Source organism: Amaricoccus sp., assembly GCF_036846665.1.
Taxonomy (GTDB): Bacteria; Pseudomonadota; Alphaproteobacteria; order Rhodobacterales; family Rhodobacteraceae; genus Amaricoccus.
Genome location: NZ_DAIUBO010000002.1, coordinates 1 through 20554, shown reverse-complemented (window position 1 = coordinate 20554; position 20554 = coordinate 1). Strand labels below are relative to the sequence as shown.

Sequence of the window (20554 nt, the reverse complement as noted above, 5' to 3'; positions counted from 1 at the left end):
CGACAGAAGGGGAGGCGGGCCGATGGGCAAAACAGTGCGACTGACGGCGGCGCAGGCGATGATGCGCTGGCTGAGCGTGCAGAGGACCGAGGAGGCGGACCGCTTCATCGAAGGGGTCTGGGCGATCTTCGGCCACGGCAATGTCGCCGGGATCGGCGAGGCGCTGCACGGCATCGGCGATGCGCTGCCCACCTGGCGCGGCCAGAACGAGCAGACCATGGCGCACGCCGCCATCGCCTACGCCAAGACCCTGCGCCGCCGCCGCGCCCATGCGGTGACGTCGTCGATCGGGCCGGGCTCGACCAACATGGTCACCGCCGCGGCGCTCGCCCATGTCAACCGGCTGCCGGTGCTCTTCATCTGCGGCGACGTTTTCGCCAGCCGCCGGCCCGACCCGGTGCTGCAGCAGATCGAGGATTTCGACGACGGCACCGTCTCGGCCAACGACGCCTTCAGGCCCGTCACCCGCTATTTCGACCGCATCACCCGGCCCGAGCACCTGCTGACCGCGCTGCCGCGCGCGCTCCGCACCATGACCGACCCGGTCGACTGCGGCCCGGTCTGCCTCGCCTTCTGCCAGGACGTGCAGGCGGAGGCCTTCGACTGGCCCGAGAGCTTCTTCGAGCCGCGGGTCTGGCGCATCCGCCGGCCCGAGCCCGATCCGGTCGAGGTCGAGGCCGTCGTCGCGGCGATCAGGGCCGCCCGGGCGCCGGTGATCGTCGCCGGCGGCGGCGTGCTCTATGCAGGCGCCGAGGAACTGCTCGCGGATTTCGCCGAGCGGCGCAACATCCCGATCGTGGAGACCCAGGCCGGCAAGGGCGCGACCTCCTGGGAGCATGCGATGAACTTCGGCTCGCCCGGCGTCACAGGCTCGGCCTGCGGCAACGCCGCCTGCGAGGCGGCGGATCTGGTGATCGGCGTCGGCACCCGGTTCCAGGACTTCACCACCGGCTCCTGGACGGTCTTCGCCAACCCCGACCGCCGGCTGGTCTCGATCAACGTCCACGGCTACGACGCGCTCAAGCACGGCGCGCTCGGCGTGGTCGGCGACGCGAAGGTGACGCTGGAGCGGATCGACGCGGCCCTGGGCGAGACCCGCTTCGGCGCGGCGGACGCGCAGTCCCGCATCGACTGGCACGCGGCGGTCGGGAAGGTGACCGCGGCACCTCCCGCGGATGCCAACAAGCTCCCCTCCGACGCCCAGGTGATCGGCGCGGTGCAGCGGGTGGCGACCAGAGACACCGTTGCGATGTGCGCCGCCGGCACCATGCCCGGCGCGCTGCAGGTGCTCTGGCAGGCGGCCAGGGGCGGCTACCACATGGAATACGGCTATTCCTGCATGGGCTACGAGGTGGCCGGCGCCATGGGGATCCGACTCGCCGATCCCTCCAAGGAGGTGATCTGCTTCGTCGGCGACGGCTCCTACATGATGGCCAATTCCGAGCTCGCCACCGCGGTGATGCGCCGCATCCCCTTCACCGTGGTGCTGACCGACAACCGTGGCTACGGCTGCATCAACCGCCTGCAGCAGGAATGCGGCGGCGCCGAGTTCAACAACATGTACAAGGACAGCCGCGTCGAGACGCAGCCCGAGATCGATTTCGTCGCCCATGCGGCCTCGATGGGCGCCCATGCCGAGAAGGCGGCGGATATCGCCGATCTCGAGGTCAAGATCGTCGCCGCCCGCGGCCGCGCCATCCCCAGCGTCATCGTCATCGACACCGAGGCCGTCTCCGGCACCGGCGCCGGCGGCCATTGGTGGGACGTGGCGGTGCCGCAGACCGGCGGCCCCGAGCGGCTGGAGCGGGCCCGCGAGCGCTACAACGCCAATGCGGCGTTGCAGCGCGTGGCCGATTGAGGGCCGGGGCGATGATCCTCTACGGCACCAATCCCATCGCCTGGTCGAACGACGACGACTGGAGCATCGGCGACCATCTGAGCCTCGAGGATTGCCTCGAGGATTGCCGCAGGATCGGCTTCGACGGCATCGAGAAGGGCCACAAGATGCCCGACGAGGGCACGGCGCTCCGGCGCAAGCTCGCCGAATACGGGCTGCGCTTCACCGCCGGCTGGCATTCGACCAACATCCTCGTCAACGACATCGAGACCGAGAAGGCGGCGCTCCAGGCCTGGATCGACTTCACCAAATCCGCAGGCGGCGACCACATCAACGCCTGCGAATGCTCGAACGCCGTGCACGGCAAGGACGAGGTCGCGGTGAACGACCGCCCCGTCATGTCCGACGCGGAATGGGAGCGCTTCTCGACGGGCTACGAGGAGCTCTCCCGCTTCGCCGCCGGGCAGGGCGTGACGATGGGCTACCACCACCACATGGGCACGATCATCGAATCGGGCGAGGACATCGACCGCTTCATGGCGATGGCGGGCCCCCATACCCGCCTGCTGCTCGACACCGGCCACGCCCATTTCGGCGGCGCGGACCCGGCCGCGCTCGCCGCCCGGTACATGGATCGGGTCACCCATATCCATGCCAAGAACATCCGCCCCGGCATCATGGCGGCGGTGCGCGCGCAGAACCTCTCCTTCCTCGAGGGGGTGCGCCGCGGCGCCTTCACCGTGCCGGGCGACCCGGAGGGCTGCGTCGCCTTCGAGCCGGTGCTCGAGATCGCCGCCGCCCACGGCTATTCGGGCTGGCTGGTGATCGAGGCCGAGCAGGACAGCGCGGTGCGCGACCCCTTCCACTACCAGGACATGGGGCTCAGGGCGCTGCGCGCCATGGCGCGGGCCACCGGCCTCGACAGCGCCGCCGCTCCCGCCTGAGCGAGGGAGGCCGATGTTCGATTTCAGCCATCCGTTCTTCCGCCCGCTCTGGCGCCGCATCCTGATCGTGGCGGTCGCCCTGGGCTGGGCGCTCTTCGAGGCCGTGACCGGCCATCCGGGCTGGGCGGTCGTCTTCGGCGCCCTGGGCGCCGTGGCGCTCTGGGGCCTGCTGGTCGCCTACGACCGCCCTTGATCCGCGAAGGAGGACCGAAAATGAGCCATCTGCTGCGCAGGCCGTTCGGAAGCCATGGCAAGGTGCACGAGATCACGCCCGCCTCGGCCGGCTGGCGCTATGTCGGCTTCTCGCTCTACGGGCTCAGGCCCGGCGATGCCGTCACCGAGGCCACCGGCGACCGGGAGGTCGTCCTGGTCCTGGTCGAGGGCAAGGCGCGCATCGAAGGCGCCGGGCAGGATTGGGGCCTGCTCGGCGAGCGGATGAACGTCTTCGAGAAATCCCCGCCGCATTGCCTCTACCTGCCGGACGGCAGCACCTGGACCGCCACCGCCGAGACCGACTGCCAGCTCGCGGTCTGCTCGGCGCCGGGCAGGGGCGGCCACGCGCCCCGCCGCATCGGACCCGAGGGCATCACGCTCACCGCGCGCGGCAAGGGCGCCAATACCCGCCACATCAACAATATCGCCATGGAGGCGGAGGACTGGTGCGATTCCCTCCTCGTCACCGAGGTCTTCACGCCCCCGGGCCATTGGTCGTCCTATCCGTCCCACCGCCACGACGAGGACGATTTCCCGCGCATCACCTATCTGGAGGAGACCTATTTTCACCGCCTGAACCCGAAGGACGGCTTCGGCATCCAGCGGGTCTATACCGACGACGGATCGCTCGACGAGACCATGGCGGTCCGGGACGGCGAGGTGGTGCTGGTGCCGCGCGGCCATCATCCCTGCGGCGCGCCCCACGGCTTCGAGATGTATTATCTCAACGTCATGGCCGGGCCGCTGCGCAAATGGCGCTTCGTCCCCGCGCCCGAGGTCGAGTGGATCATGAAGCGCGACGCATGAGCACCGCCACGGATTTCGCGCTCAACCAGAAGACGGTGCCCGGTCTCGGCTTCGCCGCCTTCCTCGACCTGGCGGCGGAGCTCGGCTGCCTCGGCGTCGAGCCGCGCAACGACCTCGGCCGGCCGTTCTTCGACGGCCTGCCGCCCGCCCGCGCGGCGGCCATGGCGCGGGAGCGCGGTCTGCGCCTGCTCGGCCTCAGCGAGGTCTACGGCTTCGACGACCTGACCCCCGGGCGCCGCGACGCCGTCGCCGCGCTGATCGAGGCTGCCGATGCGGCGGGCGCGGGGACCATCAGCCTCATCCCCCGGGTCGACCACCGCGACCCCGATGCCGCGGCCCGGGCGCGGAACCTGCGCGCGGTCGTCGCCGCGATCGCGCCGATGCTTGCCGGCACCGCCGTCACCGCGCTCCCCGAGCCGATCGGTTCTGCCGAATGCTCGATGAAGTTCCAGCGCGAGGCGGTCGCCGCCATCGAGGATCTCGGGCTCGGCGAGCGCTTCGGCATCCTCCACGACACCTTCCAGCACGCGCTGGCGGCGGACGGGGAGTATCTCGTCGCCCGTATCCGCATGGTCCATATCTCCGGCGTCGCCGGCGCGGGCGCGCTGACGGATGGGGAGGATGCGGCGCGGGGGCTCCTCGACGAGGGCGACCGGACCGGCGCGGTCGAGCAGATCCGCCGGCTGATCGCGGCCGGCTATCGCGGTGCCTTCTCCTTCGAATGCACCGATCCGGGCATTCGCGAGCGCAGCGACCCCAAGGCGCCGATCGCCGGGTCGATCGCCTATCTCCGCCGGACCATCTCCGGCGCCGACACGTTGACGGGCAGTTCCACCGCCCGCCTGTGACAGCAGCAAACCAAAGAGGAAACGATGACCGATCTCACCCATTACATCGGCGGCGAAACCGTCGCGGGCCGCTCCGGGCGCTTTGCGGATGTCTTCAACCCGGCGACCGGCAACGTCGAGAAGCGCGTGCCGCTCGCCTCGACCGAGGAGGTCGGCGCGGTGGTCGCCGTCGCCAGGGCCGCCTGGCCGGCCTGGGCCAGGACCCCGCCGCTGCGGCGCGCGCGCATCCTTGACCGCTTCAAGCTCCTGCTGCAGGAGAATGCCGACAGGATCGCCGAGCTGATCTCGGCCGAGCACGGCAAGACCCATGACGATGCGCTCGGCGAGGTGACGCGCGGGCTCGAGGTGGTGGAATTCGCCATCGGCATCCCGCATCTGCTGAAGGGCGAGGTCACCGAGAACGTCGGCACCAATGTCGACAGCCACTCCTTGCGCCAGCCGCTCGGGGTGGTGGCGGGCATCACCCCGTTCAACTTCCCCTGCATGGTGCCGATGTGGATGTTCCCGGTGGCACTCGCCTGCGGCAACGCCTTCGTGCTGAAGCCCTCGGAGCGCGACCCCTCGGCGCCGCTCTTCATCGCCGAGCTCCTGAGCAGGGCGGGCGTTCCCGCCGGCGTCTTCAACGTGGTCAACGGCGACAAGGCGGCGGTCGACGCGCTGCTCGCGCATCCGGACGTGAAGGCGGTGAGCTTCGTCGGCTCGACCCCGATCGCACGCTACATCTATTCGACCGGCACCGCGCACGGCAAGCGCGTCCAGGCGCTCGGCGGCGCCAAGAACCACGCGATCATCATGCCGGACGCCGACATCGACATGGCGGTGGGCGCGCTGATGGGCGCGGCCTTCGGCTCGGCCGGCGAGCGCTGCATGGCGATCTCGGTGGCGGTGCCGGTGGGCGAGGCGACGGCCAATGCGCTGATCGAGAAGCTCGTCCCCAAGATCGAGGCGCTCAAGATCGGCCCGGCGACGGACCGCGCCTCCGAGATGGGGCCACTCGTCACCGCCCAGCATCTCGCCAAGGTGCGCGGCTACATCGACCAGGGCGAGAAGGAGGGCGCGAAGCTCGTCGTCGACGGCCGCGGCTTCCGCGCGCCGCAGGGCTACGAGAACGGCTATTTCATCGGCGGCACGCTCTTCGACGCGGTGACCCCGGACATGACGATCTGGAAGGAGGAGATCTTCGGCCCCGTGCTCTCGGTGGCCCGCGCCAGGAACTACGACGAAGCCGTCGGCCTCGTCGCGCACCACGAGTATGGCAACGGCGTCGCGGTCTTCACCCGCGACGGCGACGCGGCCCGCGCCTTCGCCCACGACGTCGAGGTCGGCATGGTCGGCGTCAACGTGCCGATCCCGGTGCCGATGGCCTTCCATTCCTTCGGCGGCTGGAAGGCCTCGCTCTTCGGCGACCACCACATGCACGGGCCCGAGGGCGTGCGCTTCTACACCCGGCTGAAGACCATCACCACCCGCTGGCCCACCGGCATGCGCGCCGAGGCCGAATTCGTCATGCCGACGATGGGCTAGCAGAGGGCCCGAGACCCGCGCCCGCCCGAGGATCCTGCGGGCGCCCTGAGCGCTCCCCGGCCTCCGACGCCGATCCCGAGCCACGGGTTCGCGCGGATCATCCCCGACAGGCGATCCACATCCGCCCGGGGCCGGCCTTTCCCTGGGGGCCGGTGCGCAACGCGCGCCGTCCAGGGCCGCCCCGTCCCGATCTTCCAGCGGTGGCGACGCGGCACCCCCTCGCCCTGCGGCGCGCGCTTTCGGGGACATGCGACGCGGGCCGCGCGATGCCCGGTGGTGCACGCCGGGCGGGGTGGTGGCGCCAGGCTCGGGCGGAACTCGGCCTGACGGGATCGCGTTGCCAATTGCGATCGCCCTGCCAGAGGCCCGGTCCAGCGGCCATGGGGCAGGGCATCCGTCCGGGCCGATCACCCGCTGAGAGTATTGCCTTCCAAATCGGATCCATTCCTTTATATTATACAATATGTCGGGCGATCATGCGCTCGATAATCCGGTCGGGGGCAGCGCCGGGCTGTGCCTTCGGTCGAACAGCGCGAAGGCGTGCCATGGATGGTGTGAGCGAGAAATCTCCCCTGCTGCCGCAGCCCCTCTACAAGCGCGCGGAGATCGAGATGACCAACCGCATCGCCACCGGCCGGTGGGCGGCGGGCTCCCAGCTTCCGAACGAGTTCATTCTGGCCGAGGAATTCGGGGTCAGCCAGGGAACCATCCGCAAGGCACTGGTCGCCATGGAGAATCGCGGCCTCCTGCTGCGCAGCCCCGGCCGGGGGACGGTGATCTGCAAGACCACGCCCGAGGAATCGCTCTATGCCTTCTTCCGGCTGCGGAACGAGAAGGGCGAGATGGTGGTCCCGACGCCGATGCGCGAAAGCATCGAGATCGCGACGCCCACCGCGCGCGAGACGGAGATCCTCGGGAAAGGCTGCGAGGCGGTCGCGCGCCTGACCCGTGTCCGCCAGAACGAGCAGCGGCCCTTCGTGCTCGAGAAGATGAGCTTCGACGCCGCGAACTGCGCCGGCATGGCCGAGGATCTGCCCCTGCCCAGCTCGCTCTATCCCTATCTCCACGAGCGCTTCGGCCTCGTCATCATGACGGTGCAGGAATCGATCACCGCGGCCGTGGCGGACAAGGAGCTGGCCGAGACCCTGGCGGTCGAGCCCGGGGCGCCGCTCCTGAAGATCGTGCGCATCGCCTACGACCTGACCAACCGGGCGGTCGAGCTCCGCGACAGCTATTACCGGACGGATTTCGCATCCTACCACATCCAGCTGTCGCGGTCCGATCACTGACGGCGGCGCGCGCCTGCTGTGGCGCCGCAGCCTTCCCCCGGCGCGAGGCAATGCCGCGCGCCGGTCTGGGGTTGAGCGAGCGATTCGGCCCCGGTTCCTACGATACCGGCGGCCCACACCGTCGACCGCAGGCCCGTTCAGAGCCAGGGACCACCGGCCCTGCCAGGGGTCGGCGCGCTTCGCAAACCGTCCAGGGCCGATGCGTCCCGATCCCCAACCGACGGTGAAACCCGACCGCCCTCGCCCTGCGGCTCGCGCCTCCGGGGGAAGGCGGCGCGGGCCGCGGCCATCTTCCTGGCCGGAGGCTCGGGCCCGGGGGGCCATCGGTATGAGATCCCGGCAATCAAGGATTGACGCATCAAAATCTTGTATCTTATATAAGTAAATGGAGTCGCGCGGCAGCGGCGCGCAGGACGGCTCCCGGGGAGGATCATGTTTGCGTCAGCCTTTGCGGGGCCCGAGGCCGTGAACGGGATCCCGGTCGGGAACCGCACGCCGGTCACGGCTGGGGCTTCGGCGGCGACCGCGATGGCGAAGCCCGCCCCGTGCCCGGCACCCGGACGGGTTCCATGATCGCCATCGGCTTTCCCCTGATCTATCGCCAGGGGGCCGGCCTGCTGGCCGGGATCGGCGATCTGGTCCGGCCCTTCGGCTGCAAACCCTACATCGTCGCGGATGCCTTCGTGCAACGCACCTATGGCGCGGCCGTCCGGGCGTCGCTGCAAGCCGCCGGTCTGGAGCCGGTCTTCGACGATTTCCGCGGCGAATGTGCGCCGCGGGCGATTGCGGCGGCGGCGGCCCGGGCCCGGGAAGGGCGGCACGATTGCATCATCGGCCTCGGCGGCGGCAAGGCCATCGACACCGCCAAGGCGGTGAAGATCGAGACCGGTCTGCCGATCATCGTGGTGCCCACCATCGCCTCGAACGATTCCCCCACCAGCCGGCTCGCGATCACCTACGCAGAGGACGGCAGCTTCATCGGGCCGCGCTTCATGAAGGCCAATCCCGAAGCGGTCTTCGTCGATACCGAGGTGATTGCCCGCGCGCCGGTGCGCTACTTCTGCGCCGGCATCGCGGATGCGCTGGCGACCCGCTTCGAGGCCGAGCAGGTGGTCGCGGCGGGCAAGCCGAACTTCTTCGACGCGAGGCCCACCGAAGCGGCGATCTGCCTGGCGGAGCATTGCTACCACCTGATCCGGACCTACGGGCCGCAGGCCGTGGCCGACGTGGCCGTGCAGCGGGCCAGCATCGCCGTCGAGAAGGTCACCGAGGCGAACATCCTCCTCAGCGGGCTGGGCTTCGAAGGCTGCGGCGTGGCGGGCGCCCATGCCATCGGGATGGCGCTGTCGGTGCTGCCCGACGCGAAGGGCATCCTGCACGGCGAGGAGGTCGCGATCGGGCTCCTGGCGCAGCTGTGGCTGGAGGGCCGGGACGCCGCCTTCATGGAGGACATGCTCGATTTCTACGGCCGGGTCCGCCTGCCGCGCTGCCTCGCCGAGCTCGGATTGACGGACATCGGCGACGCGGATCTGCGCCGCGTGGCGACCTATGCCGCGCGGGAGGGCAGCCGCCTGCACAACATGAACCGCAGCGTCACCGCCGAGGACGTGGCGCAGGCGCTCGGCTTCGTCGCCGCGCTCGACCGGACCTATCCCGGCCCGCGCCGCTTCCCGGGTCCGCGGCACCGGACGCAAGACCCGTCGAGCGCACCCCCGTCCGCCGCATCCCCTGTCGGAGCCGAGCTCCAGCGGGCGCAAACTGGAGGAAACCGTGAATAAGCCACAACTTCTCGTCCACGATCACGAAGACAACGTCGGCGTCGTCGTCGTGGAGGATCTCGCCGCCGGCACCGAGATGCTCTGCGTCGTCACGGCCGACAATTCCGACTTCCGGCTGACCGCGAAGGCAGACATCCCGATCGGGCACAAGGTCGCGCTCAAGCCGATGAAGGCCGGCGATACCGTGACGAAATACGGCGAGGACATCGGGCGGATGATCGCCGATGTCGCGGTCGGCGAACATGTCCACGTCCACAATTGCAAGACCAAGAGGTGGTAGCCATGGCACTCGATTTCTCCAGCATGACCGTCAAGGCCTGGCGGCGCGAGAACGGCCGGGTCGGGGTGCGCAACCACGTGCTGATCCTGCCCGTGGACGACATCTCCAACGCCGCCTGCGAGGCGGTGGCGAACAACGTCAAGGGCACCATGGCGATCCCGCACGCCTACGGCCGCCTCCAGTTCGGCGAGGATCTGGACCTGCATTTCCGCACCATCATCGGCACCGGCGCCAATCCCAATGTCGCGGCGGTGGTGGTGATCGGCATCGAGCCCGAATGGACCCAGATCGTGGTCGATGGCATCGCCAGGACCGGCAAGCCGGTGCACGGCGTCTCGATCGAGCAGAAGGGCGATTTCGAGACCATCCGGCAGGCCAGCTGGAAGGCCAAGGAATTCGTGCAATGGGCCTCCGAGCAGCAGAAGGAGGACTGCCCGATCGGCGAGCTGTGGATCTCGACGAAATGCGGCGAGAGCGACACCACCACGGGCCTCTCCTCCTGCCCGACCGTGGGCAACATGTACGACAAGCTGCTGCCCGAGGGCATCTACGGCTGCTTCGGCGAGACCTCCGAGATCACCGGCGCCGAGCATATCTGCGTGAAGCGCGCCGCGACGCCGGAGGCGGGCGAGGCCTTCATGAAGATCTTCCGGGCCTATCAGGACGAGGTGATCGAACCCTTCAAGACCTCCGATCTCTCCGACAGCCAGCCCACCAAGGGCAACATCCTCGGCGGCCTGACCACCATCGAGGAAAAGGCGCTGGGCAATCTCGAGAAGATCGGCCGCACATCGACCTATATCGACGCGATCGGGCCGGCGGTCGCGCCCGGCAAGGGGGCGGGGCTCTATTTCATGGACACCTCCTCGGCCGCCGCCGAATGCGTGACGCTGATGGCCGCCGCGGGCTACGTGATCCACACCTTCCCGACCGGCCAGGGCAACGTCATCGGCAATCCGATCGTCCCGGTCATCAAGATCTCCGGCAATCCCCGCACCCTGCGGACGATGTCCGAGCATATCGACGTGGACGTCACCGGCGTCCTGACCCGGGAGATGACCATCGACGAGGCGGGCGACGCGCTCATCGCGATGATCCTGCGCACCGCGAACGGCCGCTGCACCGCATCCGAGGCCCTGGGCCACCGCGAATTCTCCATGACCAAGCTCTATCGCTCGGCCTAGCCGATGCGCGTCGTGGTCACGGAATTCATGGACGAGGAAGCCCTCGCGGCATTCGAGAGCGGCCTCTCCGTCACCTACGACCCGTCGCTGGTCGAGGACCGCGGCGCGACCCTCGCGGCCGTGGGCGAGGCCGATGCCGTCATCGTGCGCAACCGCACCCTGATCGACCGCGAACTGCTCGACGCCGCGCCGAAGCTGCGGGCGGTGGGACGGCTCGGGGTCGGGCTCGACAACATCGACCTCGACGCCTGCCGGACCCGCGCCATCGCGGTCCTGCCGGCGACCGGCGCCAATACGCTCTCGGTCGCGGAGTACGTGATCGGCGCCACCATGGCCCTGGTGCGCGGAAGCTTCGCCGCCAGGGACGAGATGATCGCCGGGCTCTGGCCGCGCGACGCGCTCGGACGGGGCGGCGAGGTCTCGGGACGGGTGATGGGCCTCCTGGGCTTCGGCGGCATCGCGCAGGCGGTCGCCGAAAGGGCCCGCGCGCTCGGCATGGCGCTGGCCGCCCACGACCCCTTCCTGCCCGAGGATCACCCGGCCTGGACGGGCGTCGAGCGCTGCGGGCTCGGGGATCTCCTGGCCAGGGCCGACGTGCTGAGCCTGCATGTCCCGCTCACCGGGGAAACGCGCGGGCTGCTCGGGGCCGATGCGCTCGGCCGGATGAAGCCGGGGGCGATCCTCGTCAACACCGCGCGCGGCGGCATCGTCGACGAAACCGCGCTCGTGGCGGCCCTGACCGCCGGCGCCCTGGGTGGCGCCGCGCTCGACGTCTTCGCCACGGAACCGCTGACCGCGGAGGCGGGCGCGCGCTTCAGGGATTGCCCCAACCTGATCCTCACGCCCCATATCGCCGGCGTCACCGGCGAGGGCAATGCGCGGGTCAGCCACCTCACGGTGGAGAACGTCCGGCGGGCGCTGGCGGGAGACTGACATGTCCGAACTCTTCACCGTCGATGCCGCCGAGGCGCTGATCCGCGACGCGCTCCTCGCCAGCGACGTCTCGCCCGCGAATGCCACCTCGGTCGCGCGCGCGCTCGTGGCCGCCGAGATCGACGGCCAGAAGGGCCATGGATTCTCGCGCCTCGCCGCCTATGCGGCCCAGGCCCGCGCGGGCAAGGTCGCGGGCCATGCGGTGCCGCGGATCACCCGGCCCTTCGCGGCCGCGATCCTCGTCGACGCCGGCAACGGCTTCGCCTTTCCCGCCATCGACGCCGCCATCGACGCGCTCGCCGAAACCGCGCCGGAGACCGGCATCGCCATGGCCGGCATCCGCCGCTCGCATCATTGCGGCCAGCTCGGCGCGCATGTGGAACGCCTCGCCGAGCGCGGCCTGATCGCGCTGATGGTCGCCAATTCCCCCAAGGCGATGGCGCCCTGGGGCGGGTCGCGGGCGGTCTTCGGCACCAATCCCATCGCCTTCGCCACGCCGCGCGAGGGCGCCGCGCCGCTGGTGATCGACCTCTCGCTCTCCAAGGTCGCCCGCGGCAGGATCATGGCCGCGGCGCAGGCCGGCCAGTCCATCCCGGAAGGTTGGGCGCTCGACGCCGGCGGCCGGCCGACCACCGACCCGGCCGCCGCGCTGGCGGGCACGATGATCCCGCTCGGCGATGCCAAGGGCGCGGCGCTGGCGCTGGTCGTCGAGATCCTCTCGGCCAGCCTGATCGGCGCCAACCACGCCTTCGAGGCGAGCTCCTTCTTCGACGCCGAAGGCCCGCCCCCGGGCGTGGGCCAGACCATCATCGCCTTCCGGCCGGGCGTGGAGGGCTACGGCGCGCGGCTCGAGACCCTGCTCCGGGCGATCCTTTCCCAGGAGGGGACGCGGCTTCCGGGCGCCGGCAAGGCGGCGGCACGCCGGCGCGCCGCCGAGGCGGGGCTCGAGATCCCCGAGGAGCGGCTCCGCGAGATCCGCGCGCTGCTGCCCGGGGCCCGGTGATCGACCGGAACGGAAGGGAGCCGCCATGGCCGCCGAGACTTCCATGCCCGCCAGGTTCTCGCTCCACGCCCGCGGCCTCGCGCCCGGCGTGCTGGTCTGCGGCCTGATCGCCCTGGCGGCGCAATTCCTGTCGGACCATTACGGCTCGCCGGCGATGCTGATGGCGCTGCTCATCGGCATGACGATGAACTTCCTTCTCGACCCGCCGTCGCGTGCGGCCGACGGGGTCGACTTCGCCTCGAAGGTCCTGCTGCGGATCGGGGTGGCGCTGCTCGGGGCGCGCATCGGCTTCGACGCCTTCGCCGAGCTCGGCTGGCCGGTGCTCACGCTCGTGGTGGCGGGGCTGATCGCCACGCTCGCCTTCGGCTATGCCGTCGCGCGGCTTCTCGGGCGCGGCTGGCGCCTGACCATCCTGACCGCGGGCTCGGTGGCGATCTGCGGCGCCTCGGCGGCCATGGCCATCGCGGCGGTGCTGCCGCGCAACCAGTTCTCGGATCGCAATCTGGTCTTCACGGTCTTCGGCGTCACCCTGCTCAGCACGCTGGCGATGATCGTCTATCCGCTGGTGGCGGGCGCGCTCGGCCTGGGCGAGTTCCAGACCGGCATCTTCCTCGGGGCGACGATCCACGACGTGGCTCAGGTCGTCGGCGCGGGCTTCGCGGTCTCTGACTTCGCCGGCGAGACGGCGACGACGGTCAAGCTGATCCGGGTCTCGCTGCTCGCGCCCTTCGTGCTTCTGCTGACCCTGGCGCTGCGCCACACCCATGCCGTGCCCAGTGCCGGCCTGCGCCGCCCGCCGCTGGTGCCGGGCTTCGTGCTCGCCTTCATCCTCCTCGTCATCGTCAATTCCCTGGGGCTCCTCCCCGGCCCGGTCCAGGATGCCGCGGCGGCGCTCTCCAAATGGATGATGCTGACCGCCATCGCCGCGGTCGGCGTCCGCACGGAACTGCGGCGCTTCCGGGAGATCCCGCCCCAATCCGTGCTGCTGCTCTTCCTCGAGACGGCCTTCATCGCCGGTTTCGCGCTGCTGGGACTCCGCCTGATCTGACCGCCGCTTGCGGTTCCCGGACCGATTCCCAGAACAGGGAAAAACCACTGCAAGCCCCGCGCCGATCCGAAGCCGGCGCTGAAACACATTCAGAATAAATTAAATAAAAACAAATACATAACATGCGTTTCATCGTGAAACGCCGCAATTCGCCACCCCGGCGGAAGGCCGAGCCCGGCGGCCGCGCCGGGACCTCGCACCGAATCCGGTCGATATGATCGCCAGGCCGTCGGGTTCGATCCCGGCGGGCCGGGCCGGTCGGGCGGCCGTCCCATGAGGCATTCTTGACTCTGGCGCCGGGCCGCGCCTGCCCGTAATGGTTGCGGCATGAACGGATTGCGGGTCGACCTTCCCCTGAAGGCGCTGTGCTGCCTCGCGGCACTGGTGCTCTCTGGCTGCGGCAGCGAGGCGGAGGACGCGCCGGCACCCGCCGCGGCGATCGCGAAGGGGCCGGTCGATCCGAACCATTATGCCGGGGAGGTGAGGTTCAAGCTCGCCGAGCCGCTCCCGGTCGGCGGGAGGGAGCTGCCGCTCACCCTCTATCTCGGACTGAGCCCCCAGTCGGCGACGCGGCTCGCGGTCGAGGCCTTCGTCGACCTGCGCCCGCTCCAGCAGGCGCTGCCGGAGATCGTCGCGGGCACGGTGGTGGAGAGCTGCGGCCTGGGGCTCGACCTCGATCTCGATCGGGTGGAGGCGGTCGGCACGCAGGTGCGCGGCCGGGGCAGGGCGGTCGCCCACCTCTATCGCTGCCCGGGCCGCGGCACTGAACAGGAGCGGCGGGGCATGCGGCTCCTGAGCCAGACCATCGACGTGATCGCCGTCGCGACCGCCGGTGTCGAGCAGGATTGCATCGTCTTCCGCCTCGAGGAACTGGAGCTCGCGCCGAAGGGTTTGATCGGCCGCCTGGCCGACCTCTTCGGCGTGACCGGGCGCGCAAGGGAGGCGATCCTGGACCGGGCGGGCGAGGCGCTCGCGAGCCGCCCGATCTGCCCGGACCTGCCCGAGGACGTCGCCTGGCTCGACCCCCGATACACCGATGGCGGCCCGCGCGAGATCGGCGATGGCGGCATGGGGGCCGCGCTGAGCGGCTCGGTCGATGCGAGCGCGGGCAGTCTCGTCAGGCTGGTGGATCTGGCCCGGTCCCGGGGAATCCTGGGAGGTGTCCGGTGAGAGGCGCGGGCCTGATCGCTGCCGGAATGCTCGCCCTGGCCCCGGCGGCCGGGGCGCAGCAAGCGAATCTGAGCATCGCGGAGACCCTGACCTTGGACGCGCGCGAGATCGGCTACAGGCTCGACCTCGGCCTCAGAGCGGTGGCGCCGACCCGGATCGGGGTGGCGGCCACCCTCGACCTGACCGACCTCCAGCGCCAGCTGCCGGAGCTTCTCGCGGGCCTGACCCTGGTGGACACCTGCGGCTCGCGGGTCGCGCTCCAGCGGGTCGAGGCCGAGGCCCGGGAGACGCGGGTGATCGCGACGGCACGGCTGGACGTCGAAGCCTACACCTGCGAGCGGACCGGCCCCACCGCCTGGGAGAGGGGCGCGCCGAGGTCCGAGAACGAGGTCGAGGTCCGGGCCGAACTTTCGGCGGAACTGGATGGGCCCTGCGTGGTCTTCCGTCTCTACGACGTGGTGCAGGCGGCGCCCGGCGCGCTGCCGGAGGTGGACGCGGGCAACGGCCGGCGGCAGGCGGTGCGCGGCCTCCTGATCGAGGCGGTGGGCCTGCTGCTCGAGGACAGCCCGATCTGCCCCGAGATGCCTCCCGAGCTTGCCATGCTCGACCCGGTCTATGACAGCGGCGTGCCGACCGAAATCGGCGCGGGCGGTCTCGGCATCGCCCTCAGCGGCTCGATCGACGTCAGCACCGGGACGATCCTGGCGGTGCTTCGCCTGCTGCAGGCGCGCGGGGTGCTGCCGCCGGAGCCGTGACGGCGTGATTCACCTGACCGGCTGCGGCCAGGTGTCCGAGAGCCGGTAGCCTTCGGGCCAGGGGTCGTCGGGGTCGACCATCTCCTGTCGCGTTCCGGTGATCCAGGCGCGGCCCGAGATCGAGGGGATGATCGCGGGACGGTCGGCGAGCATGGTATCGGCCTCGATGCGGCAGGAGAATTCCGAGCCGATGATCGAGCGGCCGATGAACCGGTCCCCGGCCGCCATCTCTCCGCGGGCCCGCAGCACCGCCATGCGCGCGCAGCAGCCGGTGCCGGTCGGCGAGCGGTCGATCTTGCCGGGCTGGATCACCACTGCGCTGCTGCCGGTCAGCACGCCGTCTTTCAGGACCACGGGCGCGGCGATCTGGCAGAAGGAGAAATGCGCCCAGTCCGGATTGGTCGGATGCGCGAAGCCGAGCTGTTCGTTGGCCGCGCGGGTGATGCGGATCCCGGTCGCGGCGATGTCGGCGGCCTCGTCGGGCGTGACGGCGAAGCCGAGCGCGGCGGCGTCGGCGATCACGAAGCTGTCGCCGCCATAGGCGGTATCGACCGAGAGCGTGCCGAGCCCCGGAACCTCGAGCACCGCGCCCAGCCGGTCGGCGAAGCTCGGGTGGTTGCGCACGGTGATGCGCTCGGCCTTGCCGCCCCGGCAGCGCGCCGTGACCTCGATCAGCCCGCCCGGCGCCTCCAGCACGAGGCGGGTCTCGGGCTCGGTCATCGGCAGGATGCCGGTGTCGAGCAGCACGGTGGCGACGCAGATCGAGTTCGAGCCGGACATCGGCGGCGTGTCTTCGGGCTCCATGATGATGAAGCCCATGTCCGCGGCCGGGTCCTTCGGCGGAACCAGCAGGTTGACGTGGCGGAAGACGCCGCCGCGGGGCTCGTTCAGCACGAAGCGGCGCAGGGCGCCGTCGCGGGCGATGAAGCGGGACTGCTCCCAGATCGTGTCGCCGGGGGGCGGGGCGACGCCGCCGACAATGACGTCGCCGACCTCGCCCTCGGCGTGGCAGGCGACGATCTGGACGGCGCGGCTGCTGCGCATCAGGCGATCTCCAGCGCCGGGGCGCCGAAGCCCTCGACGAGCGGCGCGATGCCGAGGCCCGGCGCCTCGCTGGTGGTCATGAAGCCGTCGCGGCGGCGGGGCGCGCCTTCGGCGAGGGGACGGGTGACGTAGCTGTTGAAATCGGTGGCGGTGAAGCAGAATTCGGCCGGGGTGGAGCGGGCGAGATGGGCGATGGCGGCGGTGGCGATGTCGCCGCCCCAGGTGTCCTCGATGGTCATGGGGATGCCCGCGGCGACGCAGAGGTCGCGCATCAGGCGCGCCTTGGTGAGCCCGCCGACCTTGGAGATCTTGAGGTTGATCACGTCCATCGCGTCGTCGGCGAGGCCGCGGACCAGCATGGCCGCGTCGTCCACCACCTCGTCGAGCACGAAGGGAAGGGCGGTCCGGCGGCGGATCGAGAGGCATTCCGCATAGCTGGGGCAGGGTTGCTCGATATAGACGTCGAGATCGGCGACGGCGGCGACCACGCGCGCGGCCTCGGCGCGGGTCCAGCCGGTGTTGGCGTCGGCCACGAGCACGTCCGAGGGGGCGAGGATGTCTCGGGCGGCGCGGATGCGGGCGATGTCCTCCTCGGCGTTGCCGCCGACCTTGAGCTGGAAGCGGGTGTAGCCCTCGGCGCGGTAGCCGGCGATCTTCGCGGCCATCGCCTCGGGGGATTGCTGCGAGATGGCGCGGTAGAGGGTGATGCGCTCCTGCGCGGCGCCGCCGAGCAGGGTGTGGAGCGGCAGGCCGGTCAGCTTGCCGAGAATGTCCCAGCAGGCGATGTCGACGGGCGCCTTGACGTAGGGATGCCCGCGCAGGGCCGCGTCCATGGCGCGGTTGAGGCCGTTGAGATCGGTCGGGTCGCGGCCGATCAGCTTCGGGGCGATCTCGGCGAGGCCCGCGCGCACGCCGGCCGCATAGGACGGCAGATAGGCGGATCCGAGCGGGCAGCATTCGGCATGGCCGGTGATGCCCGCGTCGGTCTCGACCGCGACGATGGTGCTGTCGAAGACCTCGACGAAATTGCCGTTCGACCAGCTGTAGCGGCCCTCGACGAGGGGCAGGTCGACCTGCCAGGCCTTGATGGCGGTGATCCTCACGGGCGGCCTCGCCATTGCGGATCCGAAGTGAGCGCGCGCGCACAAACGGCCAAGTTGCTGAAAAGAGGCGGTATTTCAGCCGGCGTTAACGCAATCTTCATGCCGCATGACACTGGCATGCTCTCTTGTGGCGAAACTCCGTCTGCCCGAGCTTTGGGCGTGCCTAGCGTCACCACCCCGGCCGGCGGGCACCGCCGGGCAGCGCCCGCCTTGGGGGCGGGGCAGGTGCTTCGCTTCCGCCCGGGTCGGGCGCTGCCCTCGTCCTGGAGCGGGACGGTCGAGGAAGGAGGAAGGAACTCCAGATGCGATCTCCCTGCCGGTGTGACGGGGGGCTGGCGACTGCCCGTGCCGAGGCACGGGCAAAGCGGCGAAAACCTCCCGTTCATGAACTCGTGCCTTTTCGTCTGCGCAACCTTCACCGGATCGCTCCGCACCTAGACCACCTGGAATCCGTGCCGGAACGGGTCGCGGTCGTCGATGAAGATCGTGTTGAAGCCGGTCTGCCGCGCCCAGCCGCCGATGGAGGGCACGATGGCCTCGCGGTCGCCGATGCGGGTGGCGCGCTCGACACGGCCCTGGAAGACCGAGCCGATGATGCTTTCATGGGCGAAGGCGTCGCCGGGCTTCAGCTTGCCGCGGGCGGTCCATTGCGCCATGCGGGCGGAGGTGCCGGTGCCGCAGGGCGAGCGGTCGATGGCCTTGTCGCCGTAGAAGACGGCGTTGCGGGCGGTGGCGCCGGGGACCGTCGGGGCGCCGGTCCACATCAGGTGGCTGAGCCCGCGGATGCCGGGATGCTCGGGATGCACGAAGTCATGGGCCTCGTTGAGCCGCCGGCGCAGCACCGGGCTCCAGCGGATGAAGTCGGCGGCGCTATGATCGGCCATGTCGCGGAAATTTGCCTGCGGATCGACGATGGCGTAGAAATTGCCGCCATAGGCGACGTCCACGGTCAGGCGGCCGAGATCGGGGCAATCGACCTCGAGCCCGGCGGAATGCAGGAAGGAGGGCACGTTGGTGATGCGCACCTCCTCCACATGCTCGCCCTCCTGCCGGAATTCGGCGATGACGAGGCCCGCGGGCGCCTCGAGGCGCAGGATGCCCGGGGTCTTCGCACGCACGAGACCCTGCTCGATCGCCATGGTCACGGTGCCGATGGTGCCGTGGCCGCACATGGCGAGGCAGCCGGAGGTCTCGATGAAGAGGATGGCCGCGTCGTTCGCCGGGTCCGAGGGCGGATAGAGGATCGAGCCCGACATGACGTCGTGGCCGCGCGGCTCGAACATCAGGCCGGTGCGGATCCAGTCGTATTCGGCGAGGAAATGCGCGCGCTTCTCCAGCATGGTGGCGCCGGTCAGCGCCGGCCCGCCGCCGGCGACGAGGCGGACCGGGTTGCCGCAGGTATGGCCGTCGATGCAGAAGAAGGTGTGGCGGGCCATTGCGTCAGAACCTTTGCGGGCTGAAGGGGGCGATGTCGATGGCGGGCGCGCGCCCGCAGAGCAGGTCGGCGACGAGCCGGCCGGTGGCGGCCGATTGCGTCAGGCCGAGATGGCCGTGGCCGAAGGCATAGACGATCCGCGGCCCGGCGCGGCTCGCGCCGATGACGGGGAGACTGTCGGGGAGCGAGGGGCGGAAGCCCATCCATTGCGTGCCGCCCTCCCTGCGCAGGCCGGGGAGAAAGGCCGCGGCCTTCGTCAGCATCGCCTCCGAACGCCGGTAGTCCGGCGGCAGGTCGAGGCCGCCGAGTTCGACCGCGCCGCCGATGCGGATGCCGGTGGAAAGCGGCGTCACCACGAAGCCGTGGCCCCCGAAGACGAGCTGGCGACGCAGCGCGAAGGCGCCGGGGGGCAGGGTGGTGTTGTAGCCGCGCTCGGTCTCGAGCGGGATGCGGTCGCCGAGCGGATCGGTCAGGCGGCGGGAGAAGGCGCCGGCGGCGACCACGGCGGCGCGGGCGGCGAGCACGCATCCGTCCGCCAGCGTGACGGCGACGGTCTCGCCCTCGGGACGGAGCGCCGTGGCCTCGGCTTCGACGAGCTCCGCGCCCGCGGCGATGACGTGATCGGCGAGGCGGGTCGCGAAGGTGAAGGGGTCGTCCACGGTCTGCCATTCCGGGACGAAGGTGCCGACGGGGAAGCGCGGCGAGAGGCCCGGCTGCAGCGCGGCGAGGCGCTCGCCGCGGACATGCTCGAAGGCGATCCCGGCGGCGCTGCGGGCCTGCCAGCCGGCTGCGCTCGCGGCGAGCTCGCCTTCGCTCTCGTAGAGCTCGAGGCTGCCTTCCTTCCGCACCATGCCGGCGAGGCCGGCGGCGGCGGTCAGGGCGGCCATCTCGCTCTCGGCGAGGCGCATCAGCGCGGTCTGGGCCATGGTGCTCCGGGCGATCCGGTCCGACCGGCCGGCGCGCCAGAAGCGCAGGAGCCAGGGCAGGATCCTCGGCAGATAGGCCGGCGGGATGGCGAGCGGGCCGAGCGGGTCGATCAGCCAGCGGGGCAGCCGGCTCAGCCGCACCGCCGCCGCCAGCGGCAGGATGTCGGAGAAGGCGAAGGCGCCGGCATTGCCGAAGCTGGCGCCCCGGGCGATGCCGGCGCGCTCGATCAGGGTGACGCGCCGCCCGGCCGCCTGGAGCCGCTCGGCCGAGGCGAGGCCGACGATGCCCCCGCCGATGATGATGACGTCCGCGGGCATCCGGGCGGCTCAGCGGGCGGGGCGGGGCCCCGTGGCCCGGGCGGGCTCCCGGGCCCCGGAGGGAACAGCCAGGGGCCCGCCGGCGCCCGGCCCCCGCCGCCCCGGGGCGGGCGCC

At 70.8% G+C, this 20554-nt stretch carries 19 protein-coding genes; 15 read left to right on the top strand and 4 right to left on the bottom strand.

Annotation, left to right across the window (positions count from 1 at the left end):
• The first annotated feature begins 22 nt into the window (after positions 1-22).
• The 15 genes from iolD (at position 23) to V7050_RS00335 (ending at position 15613) form a co-directional block, all read left to right on the top strand.
• Positions 23-1858 carry a 3D-(3,5/4)-trihydroxycyclohexane-1,2-dione acylhydrolase (decyclizing) gene (iolD, locus tag V7050_RS00405; RefSeq protein WP_324365845.1) on the top strand — a complete coding sequence of 612 codons (1836 nt, stop codon included), beginning with the start codon at positions 23-25 and terminating at the stop codon, positions 1856-1858.
• An 11-nt stretch (positions 1859-1869) separates the two neighbouring features.
• On the top strand, positions 1870-2781 hold the full coding sequence (gene iolE / locus V7050_RS00400) for a myo-inosose-2 dehydratase (protein ID WP_324373676.1): 912 nt from the start codon (positions 1870-1872) through the stop codon (positions 2779-2781).
• Positions 2782-2794: 13 nt separating this feature from the next.
• Entirely contained in the window at positions 2795-2974 is a 180-nt protein-coding gene (locus V7050_RS00395; RefSeq protein ID WP_324365841.1) for a DUF3329 domain-containing protein, read from the top strand.
• 20 nt (positions 2975-2994) lie between these two features.
• A complete protein-coding gene (iolB, locus tag V7050_RS00390; protein ID WP_324365839.1) occupies positions 2995-3801 on the top strand; it encodes a 5-deoxy-glucuronate isomerase in 807 nt (268 codons plus the stop codon).
• Positions 3798-4649 carry a TIM barrel protein gene (locus V7050_RS00385; protein ID WP_324373675.1) on the top strand — a complete coding sequence of 284 codons (852 nt, stop codon included), beginning with the start codon at positions 3798-3800 and terminating at the stop codon, positions 4647-4649. The genes iolB and V7050_RS00385 overlap by 4 nt, the downstream gene beginning before the upstream one ends.
• Positions 4650-4673: 24 nt before the next feature.
• Positions 4674-6173, top strand: a complete 1500-nt coding sequence (locus tag V7050_RS00380) for a CoA-acylating methylmalonate-semialdehyde dehydrogenase (RefSeq protein ID WP_324365835.1) — start codon at positions 4674-4676, stop codon at positions 6171-6173.
• A gap of 545 nt (positions 6174-6718) precedes the next feature.
• Entirely contained in the window at positions 6719-7462 is a 744-nt protein-coding gene (locus V7050_RS00375; RefSeq protein WP_324365833.1) for a GntR family transcriptional regulator, read from the top strand.
• A gap of 569 nt (positions 7463-8031) precedes the next feature.
• A complete protein-coding gene (locus V7050_RS00370; protein WP_324365831.1) occupies positions 8032-9240 on the top strand; it encodes a glycerol dehydrogenase in 1209 nt (402 codons plus the stop codon).
• On the top strand, positions 9233-9520 hold the full coding sequence (locus V7050_RS00365; protein ID WP_324365829.1) for a UxaA family hydrolase: 288 nt from the start codon (positions 9233-9235) through the stop codon (positions 9518-9520). Before V7050_RS00370 ends, V7050_RS00365 begins: the two co-directional genes overlap by 8 nt.
• Positions 9521-9522: 2 nt before the next feature.
• On the top strand, positions 9523-10704 hold the full coding sequence (locus V7050_RS00360; RefSeq protein WP_324365827.1) for a UxaA family hydrolase: 1182 nt from the start codon (positions 9523-9525) through the stop codon (positions 10702-10704).
• A gap of 3 nt (positions 10705-10707) precedes the next feature.
• Positions 10708-11637, top strand: a complete 930-nt coding sequence (locus V7050_RS00355) for a hydroxyacid dehydrogenase (RefSeq protein WP_324365825.1) — start codon at positions 10708-10710, stop codon at positions 11635-11637.
• A 1-nt stretch (position 11638) separates the two neighbouring features.
• Positions 11639-12640 (top strand): Ldh family oxidoreductase, encoded by a 1002-nt coding sequence (locus V7050_RS00350; protein ID WP_324365823.1) that lies wholly within the window; start codon positions 11639-11641, stop codon positions 12638-12640.
• 43 nt (positions 12641-12683) lie between these two features.
• Positions 12684-13688: a YeiH family protein gene (locus V7050_RS00345; RefSeq protein ID WP_324365821.1), complete on the top strand. Its 1005-nt coding sequence runs from the start codon at positions 12684-12686 to the stop codon at positions 13686-13688.
• A 327-nt stretch (positions 13689-14015) separates the two neighbouring features.
• A complete protein-coding gene (locus V7050_RS00340) occupies positions 14016-14858 on the top strand; it encodes a hypothetical protein (RefSeq protein ID WP_324373673.1) in 843 nt (280 codons plus the stop codon).
• The gene (locus V7050_RS00335) at positions 14855-15613 is read left to right on the top strand and encodes a hypothetical protein (RefSeq protein ID WP_324369841.1); all 759 of its coding nucleotides are present in this window, start codon (positions 14855-14857) and stop codon (positions 15611-15613) included. The genes V7050_RS00340 and V7050_RS00335 overlap by 4 nt, the downstream gene beginning before the upstream one ends.
• A gap of 9 nt (positions 15614-15622) precedes the next feature.
• Here V7050_RS00335 and V7050_RS00330 read toward each other — a convergent pair whose 3' ends face one another.
• From V7050_RS00330 to V7050_RS00315, 4 genes are all read right to left on the bottom strand, one after another.
• The gene (locus V7050_RS00330) at positions 15623-16657 is read right to left on the bottom strand and encodes a trans-3-hydroxy-L-proline dehydratase (protein ID WP_324369839.1); all 1035 of its coding nucleotides are present in this window, start codon (positions 16655-16657) and stop codon (positions 15623-15625) included.
• Positions 16657-17760 carry a cis-3-hydroxy-L-proline dehydratase gene (locus V7050_RS00325; RefSeq protein ID WP_324369837.1) on the bottom strand — a complete coding sequence of 368 codons (1104 nt, stop codon included), beginning with the start codon at positions 17758-17760 and terminating at the stop codon, positions 16657-16659. Before V7050_RS00325 ends, V7050_RS00330 begins: the two co-directional genes overlap by 1 nt.
• 434 nt (positions 17761-18194) lie before the next feature.
• Entirely contained in the window at positions 18195-19196 is a 1002-nt protein-coding gene (locus V7050_RS00320; protein WP_324369835.1) for a 4-hydroxyproline epimerase, read from the bottom strand.
• 4 nt (positions 19197-19200) lie between these two features.
• Complete coding sequence (locus tag V7050_RS00315; RefSeq protein ID WP_324373672.1) at positions 19201-20439, bottom strand: NAD(P)/FAD-dependent oxidoreductase; 1239 nt, start codon at positions 20437-20439, stop codon at positions 19201-19203.
• Positions 20440-20554 lie beyond the last annotated feature (115 nt).

What these genes read in the sequence shown, in the direction of transcription:
- iolD (WP_324365845.1), top strand. Translation starts at nt 23, where the DNA reads ATGGGCAAAACAGTGCGACTGACGGCGGCGCAGGCGATGATGCGCTGG.
- iolE (WP_324373676.1), top strand. Translation starts at nt 1,870, where the DNA reads ATGATCCTCTACGGCACCAATCCCATCGCCTGGTCGAACGACGACGAC.
- V7050_RS00395 (WP_324365841.1), top strand. Translation starts at nt 2,795, where the DNA reads ATGTTCGATTTCAGCCATCCGTTCTTCCGCCCGCTCTGGCGCCGCATC.
- iolB (WP_324365839.1), top strand. Translation starts at nt 2,995, where the DNA reads ATGAGCCATCTGCTGCGCAGGCCGTTCGGAAGCCATGGCAAGGTGCAC.
- V7050_RS00385 (WP_324373675.1), top strand. Translation starts at nt 3,798, where the DNA reads ATGAGCACCGCCACGGATTTCGCGCTCAACCAGAAGACGGTGCCCGGT.
- V7050_RS00380 (WP_324365835.1), top strand. Translation starts at nt 4,674, where the DNA reads ATGACCGATCTCACCCATTACATCGGCGGCGAAACCGTCGCGGGCCGC.
- V7050_RS00375 (WP_324365833.1), top strand. Translation starts at nt 6,719, where the DNA reads ATGGATGGTGTGAGCGAGAAATCTCCCCTGCTGCCGCAGCCCCTCTAC.
- V7050_RS00370 (WP_324365831.1), top strand. Translation starts at nt 8,032, where the DNA reads ATGATCGCCATCGGCTTTCCCCTGATCTATCGCCAGGGGGCCGGCCTG.
- V7050_RS00360 (WP_324365827.1), top strand. Translation starts at nt 9,523, where the DNA reads ATGGCACTCGATTTCTCCAGCATGACCGTCAAGGCCTGGCGGCGCGAG.
- V7050_RS00355 (WP_324365825.1), top strand. Translation starts at nt 10,708, where the DNA reads ATGCGCGTCGTGGTCACGGAATTCATGGACGAGGAAGCCCTCGCGGCA.
- V7050_RS00350 (WP_324365823.1), top strand. Translation starts at nt 11,639, where the DNA reads ATGTCCGAACTCTTCACCGTCGATGCCGCCGAGGCGCTGATCCGCGAC.
- V7050_RS00345 (WP_324365821.1), top strand. Translation starts at nt 12,684, where the DNA reads ATGCCCGCCAGGTTCTCGCTCCACGCCCGCGGCCTCGCGCCCGGCGTG.
- V7050_RS00340 (WP_324373673.1), top strand. Translation starts at nt 14,016, where the DNA reads ATGAACGGATTGCGGGTCGACCTTCCCCTGAAGGCGCTGTGCTGCCTC.
- V7050_RS00330 (WP_324369839.1), bottom strand. Translation starts at nt 16,657, where the DNA reads ATGCGCAGCAGCCGCGCCGTCCAGATCGTCGCCTGCCACGCCGAGGGC.
- V7050_RS00320 (WP_324369835.1), bottom strand. Translation starts at nt 19,196, where the DNA reads ATGGCCCGCCACACCTTCTTCTGCATCGACGGCCATACCTGCGGCAAC.
- V7050_RS00315 (WP_324373672.1), bottom strand. Translation starts at nt 20,439, where the DNA reads ATGCCCGCGGACGTCATCATCATCGGCGGGGGCATCGTCGGCCTCGCC.